The 7,104-nt window shown below is 39.9% G+C and carries 6 protein-coding genes and 1 pseudogene; 4 read left to right on the top strand and 3 right to left on the bottom strand.

The genetic code is table 11. The features are described from left to right. A pseudogene (locus F6K20_RS17875) lies at positions 1–194 on the top strand (hypothetical protein); the annotation flags it as partial. A 5-nt stretch (positions 195–199) separates the two neighbouring features. On the opposite strand, the gene F6K20_RS17870 reads toward F6K20_RS17875, so the two are convergent. Further along, the gene (locus tag F6K20_RS17870; RefSeq protein ID WP_287295522.1) at positions 200–1,027 is read right to left on the bottom strand and encodes a hypothetical protein; all 828 of its coding nucleotides are present in this window, start codon (positions 1,025–1,027) and stop codon (positions 200–202) included. A gap of 190 nt (positions 1,028–1,217) precedes the next feature. On the opposite strand from F6K20_RS17870, the gene F6K20_RS17865 reads away from it, so the two are divergent. After that, on the top strand, positions 1,218–1,511 hold the full coding sequence (locus F6K20_RS17865; RefSeq protein WP_287295520.1) for a hypothetical protein: 294 nt from the start codon (positions 1,218–1,220) through the stop codon (positions 1,509–1,511). Further along, positions 1,486–1,938: a MerR family transcriptional regulator gene (locus F6K20_RS17860; protein ID WP_287295518.1), complete on the top strand. Its 453-nt coding sequence runs from the start codon at positions 1,486–1,488 to the stop codon at positions 1,936–1,938. Before F6K20_RS17865 ends, F6K20_RS17860 begins: the two co-directional genes overlap by 26 nt. Before the next feature lie 157 nt (positions 1,939–2,095). Here F6K20_RS17860 and F6K20_RS17855 read toward each other — a convergent pair whose 3' ends face one another. Both F6K20_RS17855 and F6K20_RS17850 read right to left on the bottom strand, forming a co-directional pair. Continuing rightward, on the bottom strand, positions 2,096–4,729 hold the full coding sequence (locus tag F6K20_RS17855) for a hypothetical protein (protein WP_287295517.1): 2,634 nt from the start codon (positions 4,727–4,729) through the stop codon (positions 2,096–2,098). Positions 4,730–5,079: 350 nt separating this feature from the next. Then, complete coding sequence (locus F6K20_RS17850; RefSeq protein WP_287295515.1) at positions 5,080–6,102, bottom strand: J domain-containing protein; 1,023 nt, start codon at positions 6,100–6,102, stop codon at positions 5,080–5,082. A 681-nt stretch (positions 6,103–6,783) separates the two neighbouring features. Between F6K20_RS17850 and F6K20_RS17845 the strand changes: the two genes are divergently transcribed. Then, positions 6,784–7,104: hypothetical protein (locus tag F6K20_RS17845; RefSeq protein WP_287295513.1), on the top strand; the 321-nt coding region annotated here is incomplete at its 3' end.

Below are 7,104 nucleotides of genomic sequence, written 5' to 3'. Positions count from 1 at the left end.
CCCCGATTCCCGACTCCCGATTCCCGATTCCCGATTCCCGATTCCCGATTCCCGATTCCCGATTCCCGAAAATTAATGATCCGTGTAAGATTGTGTATCAGCCGGATCATCCACTAGATTCTGGTGCTCGTTTGTGGATTGAAACCTTCTGTGATATTCACTTTATGGGTGGTAGTTTTCCGGCTACTAGCTAAGTCGGTCAAGGGTTTTTATCAAATTCTTTTTGACAAGATTCTATATGATGATCCTTATTGTTATAAGCATAGTGTAGAGGATACTTGCTAGAGTTAGAGATTTTATCCCAACTTATTCGATACCACTTCGATAAATTTATTGGGTCAACACTTTCGACCTGTGGGATAAAATCAATGCCATAAGAAATTCCAGTTAATTCTTTCAGTATATCACGCCGTATAACTCCTCTCAAACAAACTATATAATCACTTTGAAATCCATATTTTTTACCTAATATCTTATTTCCTTGCTTCTGGAAAATAAGATATATATTAGATCTTTTGTTCTGCTGGTAAAAATAGATGCCATCAGTAAAGCCTTCTACTCCCACTAATTGTCTCCACTTGTTTTCCCACTTAAGGATCGCATCTTGAGCTTGATTATAGACAGACGTTGATGAAGGAATTTGTTTGGCCAAGTTAATTGCTAATTTATAATTTTCATCAACTGGTTTCAACTCCTGTGCTTTTACCACTTTCTTGGCTTGCTCCAACTGTCCTTGAGCACACTGATTTAGAAAAGCTCCTGCATTATAAGAGTTGTGAGAACTTTCAGGAATTTCTAGAGCTTTGTTCATACACTCGACAAACTCTTTATTGATGATCAGGTCTTCCATCGTTTCCACAAATAGTTGCTCTTGATGAGATAGCCATTGCTGATAGCCAAAAATGGCTGCCTTACCAGTAATGAAAAGTGTTGCAATACCGATTCCCATCCATAAAAAATTCTTAACTAAAGATCTAGGTGGATTCTCCGGGTTTACTAGCTTCTGATCTTGTTTGTAATTTTGCATATGATGACTCTAGTATTTATATGCCTCAAGATTCTAACCACTCCTCAAGTGATTGAGAAGGATCTGATCCCTTAAAGGCCATTCCTTACAACTTCAGATTTCCCTGTCCGTAGATTGGTCAAAACTTCCACACACTTATTTCCCCCATAGCGATCGCTACGGGATTGGCCGTATGTCACGCTAAAAGCGATTGACCTGCAGGCCACGCTACGCGATCGCATTCCCAATTCCCAATTCCCAATTCCCAATTCCCGATTCCCGATTCCCAATTCCCGATTTCCTAACTATTCCGATATTGACGCAGTCGCTAATAGTCGAAACCACAGCACTTGACTTGCTAGCCACCCTTACCATGTTTACCACTATTACCACGCTTTCCTCCCGATTCCCGGAAATTGTCAATTTCTCTTTTTTTCCTTATACTAGTATTATCGGAATAGTTAAAGCAGAGTCAACTGATGAACAAGTGCGTTGGAACTACTGAAGCAGCATCTCTATTAGGAATTTCTTCTCGACGATTACGCCAACTCCTAGAGAAGGGTCGGGTGCGGGGTGCCTATAAAAGCGGGAAATTCTGGATTATTCCTCTGTTCAACAATTTGCCACAAATTACCAAAGGTAATCGTGGACCAAAGGGGAAATGGCGCACTAGTCGTACGACCGCTTTAGCCAAGATTAATGTTAATCGCAATCACATTGGCTCGAATATGAAAAAAAGCCCGGAAGACCGGAAGCCAGTGATTTCAGTTAAACGAAAGGGCACCAATCTCTACGGTAATGAGGTAGAAATCCTCGGTCCTTGTAAGATTGTGTATCAGCCGGATAATCCACTGGATTGTGGCGCTCGTTTGTGGATTGAAACCTTTAGTGATATTCACTTTGTTGGTGGGAGTTTTCCGGCTAGTAGCTGAGGGGGTTAAGAGATTTGGGATTATTCAAAATTATCTATTTCATTAACAAAAGTCAATATTTTATTCCAAAGAAGTATTGGGAATGTTGATGGTTTAGGGAATTGACCTAAACCGCATTCAACTCGAAGCTTGTAACTGTATTTAGACAATTAAATGCTTACTTTGGTCTTTCCACTTCTTCAAAATCTTCAGCCCAGCTCCAAGGAGCAAGCCATCTTTCACCAGGGTCAAAACCTAATGATTGAAAGACAGGACCCAGTGGTCCATCATTACCATCACTGTTTCTAAAAGCTACTCCAACATCTTGTTGGCCCCAACGACCTGGGAATAACAACCATGATGGTGCTAAATCCTTAGCAGATGTTAAATTATCAGCGCTACCAACATATCCTTGACCAACACGAGGGAGATATTCCACTGTTGGGCTACTTTCTATGCCATCTCCTCGATGGTACTCCATATTTTTATTTATATAACCATAAACATCTGGCCAGCGAGTTTGTCCTGGAAATGGATAGCTCGCATGTCCACCTAAGCCTACATAGACATGAGGTTGACTACCGTTACGAAGGACATGCTCCCAAGGAACCTCCTGTCCTCCGTCTAGTGTTTTATCAAAATTAGCGCCAATGTAGCCAAATAGCTGGGTATGTTGTGCATATGCTACTGTTTTTGGATGCCATATTCCATTGCTATGTCTTTCTAGAAAAACTGTAATGCCTTCCCAGTCACCTTCATGGGTATTACCAGGATAATCTTTCCCTGCTGGCTTACCGTCATGATCAGACCAGTTACTACGGGTGTAGTGAAAGTAGTAATTAATGGCTATTGCGTTATTGCTAGGCTTAACAACTGCAGCATAGGTTTTAGTGGGGGACTTTTCCGGGGTTCCTTTTTCAAAACCTGATAAATTAATTATAGACTCAGAGCTACCCGATAGGTATGACGTCTTATCTAGGAGATTTTCCCAGGATATTGGTGAAGATGTATTGGGTAGCAGATAGTTTTCTACATCGATAGATCCAATATGTTTCTCTGGTCCTCCTTCTACACCACGACCGCTATCAAACTTTAGAATTGGTGAAAATAGATTGACTAATTCTTGATGGTCTCGAATTACATTTTCTTTCCCATCAATTGATATTTTTAAGTTTGCAATGGCTACTTCAGGATGATCAGCTACAAATAGAGACTTAATTGAAGGTGAAGTATTTCCTGACCCTGCTAAGGTAAATTCGATTTCATCAACAACAGGTGCTTTGGGCACCTCAAATTCAATAATAAATTTATAGGTTCCTTTTTTCAGATCATCCAGGTCAGGGGTATTGTAAAAATCAATTTCTGGATCTTCTCCGCTCCACTGATAAGCAGTATCTATGGGAATAACTGCCTTTAATTGAGTGGCATCCCATGTTCCGTCATCTATTTCAAGCTCATAGTCACCATCTTCGGTAACTTCAACTGTCCAGGTTACTTCAATCAATTTTTGGTCTTTATTGCTGGTAGCTGTAGCCCACCATCGATCGATACCGAGCACAACAGGTAAGTTTTGGCTTTCCGGTTTTTTGGGCTCCGGAATAGCTTCAACACCTGTATTAGAACAGTGGATAGTATACCACCATCGAGTGCCCTCATCACGATTACCAATAACTTTAACTCCCACATACTTCGCATTATCAGGAAGGTTACCAATACGTTTAGTATCACGCCCTGACTTTGGTCCTACTCCGAAAATACGAGACCCCTCGTAGAAAATTTCCAGTCTATCCGGAATAGTATAAAACTCATACTCTAAAGCAACTTTTGGGTTTGTGCCTGGTGGGATCTTAAATAGGTCAGTCCGAACTTCGCTGGCTCCCTTGTAAGTATGCTTAACATTACACTGAACTGGAGCTTGACAACTAATTGATTGTATGGTTTGATTTCTGCTATCGGGTAGTAGAGAGTCTGCTAATCCTTCTCTACCGAAGGTTCCAGCCCAGGCCAGCAGTCTGGCTTCATCAGAAGTACCTAATTGTGCCAGCTTCAAGTTCTTTAAATTAGCATTATCCAGTGTTGCTTGTAAGCGCTGCTTGACATTGGATTTACATTTTTGTTTTCCTGTGTTCTTTAATGCTATATAATTTTCTGAGGGGTTAGCATTTGCTTGAGACAAGGTTATGGTTTCTATGGTTTGCCCTGATGCACCATAAATAATAGCCTGACTATTGCTAAATTTAGCTTTAGTGCCATCAGCTAGAATAATCGCCTGCACTTTATTTTGGTCATCGTATTCAATTTTGAATTCAGATAACCGGTCTTTAATTTCTGATTCCTGTAGTGGGCTTTGTCCACCTACAACAGCTTTGGGTTTGGGAACTGAAACACCTTTAAAGGCAATCTCATAGATCCGAAATTCTTCCTCTGGTAAATTTACCTGCATGCGTTGTTCTGCCCCTGTGGATGGCGAAACAATCAGCACTTCGTTATATCCGGCAGAATAGGGTGTCTGTTGAATAACACCATAATCTTTAGCTAGGGCTCCAAACAGTAGATCCACCAACTCTTCAATTGAACGGGGAATGCCATAGGGAATAATTTCATCTACTGCGCCATCAATGGCGTCATCTATCACGTCTTCGATTTCTTCATTAATTCCCCCAGGAAGTTTGGGAACCTTAACTTTTGGAATAATATCGTCTAAACCAAAAGCCCAGGTGTAACTTGCTGAAAACACTATGGATAATGTGACTAAGGATGACCGAAAGATTAGCTTTCGGATTGAGAACTTGGTTCGGGATACTTGTGCCATGATCAGTGTGTAGGAATGGAACAATTATCTGAAGAGATATAGCGTTATGGGCAAGGCAAGAGGCAAGAGGCAAGAGGCAAAAGTTGACTTGCATTAGCTTTTGCTGCTTTTATCAATGTCAAACACCTTAATACCTAGTGCTATATCTGATCGAGAGGTTGAGCGTTATGCCGAATCTTCTAGATATAGAGCACCTAGCACCTGAATCTGTAAATCACTGGAAGCGTTATCTGGCTGTTCAATAATTTGGTTGGATTGTAACAAGGTACGAGATAGAGCCTAATGTACTATACCAAGACCTATTCAGTGAGATTAGTTAAAAGGAAAGGTGTGGAGAAGACAAAGGACGTTTAGTAAATATCCCTTGCCCATTTTTTCCAAACATCTCTGTATTCATCGTAAAGATAGGACAGGGCAAACAAATCTTCAGTTTCTAGCTGAGATGGATCTGTGGTGATGAGTTTTGTAACATACCAATCAGCTACACCGGCCATGTACCTAACATTTTGCTTGATGATGCCAAATCGCTTTTCACCCCAGATCATGATTGCGATCGCATACAAGGGGGCAAAAATTAGCCATTTGACAAGTGTTACAATCATGCGAATGATTAGAAATGGTAAACCAATGAAAAAGGCGATACAACCAAAGTTAGAGAATACGGCAATAAAAATATAGAAGATATTGCCAAAGTTTATCCAGGGAATTATAAAATTGACAACCTTAACTGGAAGCCAGTATCTCGATAGTGGAATAATCCCAAGGATGCAACAAATCGGATGGATTATGGAGACGCACATCAAAGGGATAAATAGTAATACGCCTAAAACTTCATTAACCGATAAAACTATGCTAATGGCCATGAAAGGCAATAGTGAAATCCAGACAAATCCATACATTGACATAACGCAAACGACTAAAATATTGTCGTCTAGGTCAGACTTGAGCATGTCTTTGACCAGGAAGCCATCGCTGACGGTAACGGATGATTCTTCTACTTTATATTGTGTTTCTTTAACTTCGTGTTGGACACGGGTTAGCATGTCCTGCATAGTTGGTGCATTACGTCGGATGACGTCTACAGGGGATTCAGGTGTGGAGGCGTGATAATCTTCGGAATATTGCTGGCCTGCCTGAAAGTCTCCACTGATATAGGCACGCAGTAGATCAACGACATCGTTGATCAGGTTAAAGTTTTCAGCATACAGAGCTTCCTGCTCTTTAGATGGCTTGGTGTGGGCGATTGTATCAGGATGCCAGCGTTTTTTGGCTTTCCGGCGTAACTGGGTGATGTCTTTGTCTGTGAGATCGTCTAGATTACTAATCTCAAGAATACGCTGAACATCCTGGAGCGTTAACGTTTTCTGGGTCATCAGTCTAACCTGTAAAGTACTTTTTTATAGGTGGTTTATGATAAATATTTCTTTAACTTTAAAATAAAACCACCAGAATAATTACAATACAATTTGTGACAAGTATTGCTTCATATTTAAAAGTTTTTATCCACAGTTTTATGAATAAAACTTAATGTTTAATCCAGATCAAATAACTTAATTGATTATGATATTTTTCCAACATCATCAAACATTCGATAATAAGGCTTGAATTGATTACAATCTCAAATCAAATTACCAATCAGATAGTTAATATAATATTTTCTACCTCGACTATATTAACTAGACATACGGTCAATGTAGGCGAAGCTTTGATGAAGTATCACTCAAGTTTTATTAATGTTGAGTTAAGCAGGGCTTTCACATTTCATGCTGAAAGGATTAAATGTGAAATAACTGTAACCCTTGATATCTCTTAAAAGAGCGGGAATTGTGGTATAAAAATATAGTTAATTTATTTTCAATAGGAGCTACTAATTGACAATTTCTTGAAAATTATATCAAAAATATCTACTTTCTGAATTTCAATGTAGCAATTCTTATAAAATACACCAAAAAAGTTAAACTCGAAACAATTCCATAATCACTTTACTTTCTTTAGTGAGCTTCGGTATCTGAAGTATAATTTGGATAACCTACTTAAATGGATCATGGCGGAGCATGCAAGGAAAATCTTTCTTAGGATTGGTTGGGATTGGCAGCTTAGCAGCTTTCATAGTTGGTAGCCAGGGGAGGATTAATGCTCAAGTGCCGCCACACTTAGTATCATCTACTTGGAGCGGTGACTATTCACTATCGATTAATGGACAGACCTATGAAAACATCCCGATTTCTGTCCAGTTAGATTTTTCAGTTACTGAGGTGACGGGAAACTGGTCAACTGGTACTGGTATATCTGGATCTGTAGCGGCAACCTTTGGGGATGACTGGGAATGGAAGGTAGACTCTGGATTGAGCAAGGAGGTATCTCTACCGTTGACA

Origin of the sequence: Moorena sp. SIO2C4 (genome assembly GCF_010672485.1) — a bacterium.
GTDB lineage: Bacteria > Cyanobacteriota > Cyanobacteriia > Cyanobacteriales > Coleofasciculaceae > Moorena > Moorena producens.
This window is presented reverse-complemented; position numbering and strand designations above follow the sequence as displayed.

Excerpts from the sequence above, each read along its gene's own strand:
- F6K20_RS17870 (WP_287295522.1), bottom strand. The coding sequence starts at position 1,027 with ATGCAAAATTACAAACAAGATCAGAAGCTAGTAAACCCGGAGAATCCA.
- F6K20_RS17855 (WP_287295517.1), bottom strand. The coding sequence starts at position 4,729 with ATGGCACAAGTATCCCGAACCAAGTTCTCAATCCGAAAGCTAATCTTT.
- F6K20_RS17860 (WP_287295518.1), top strand. The coding sequence starts at position 1,486 with ATGAACAAGTGCGTTGGAACTACTGAAGCAGCATCTCTATTAGGAATT.
- F6K20_RS17850 (WP_287295515.1), bottom strand. The coding sequence starts at position 6,102 with ATGACCCAGAAAACGTTAACGCTCCAGGATGTTCAGCGTATTCTTGAG.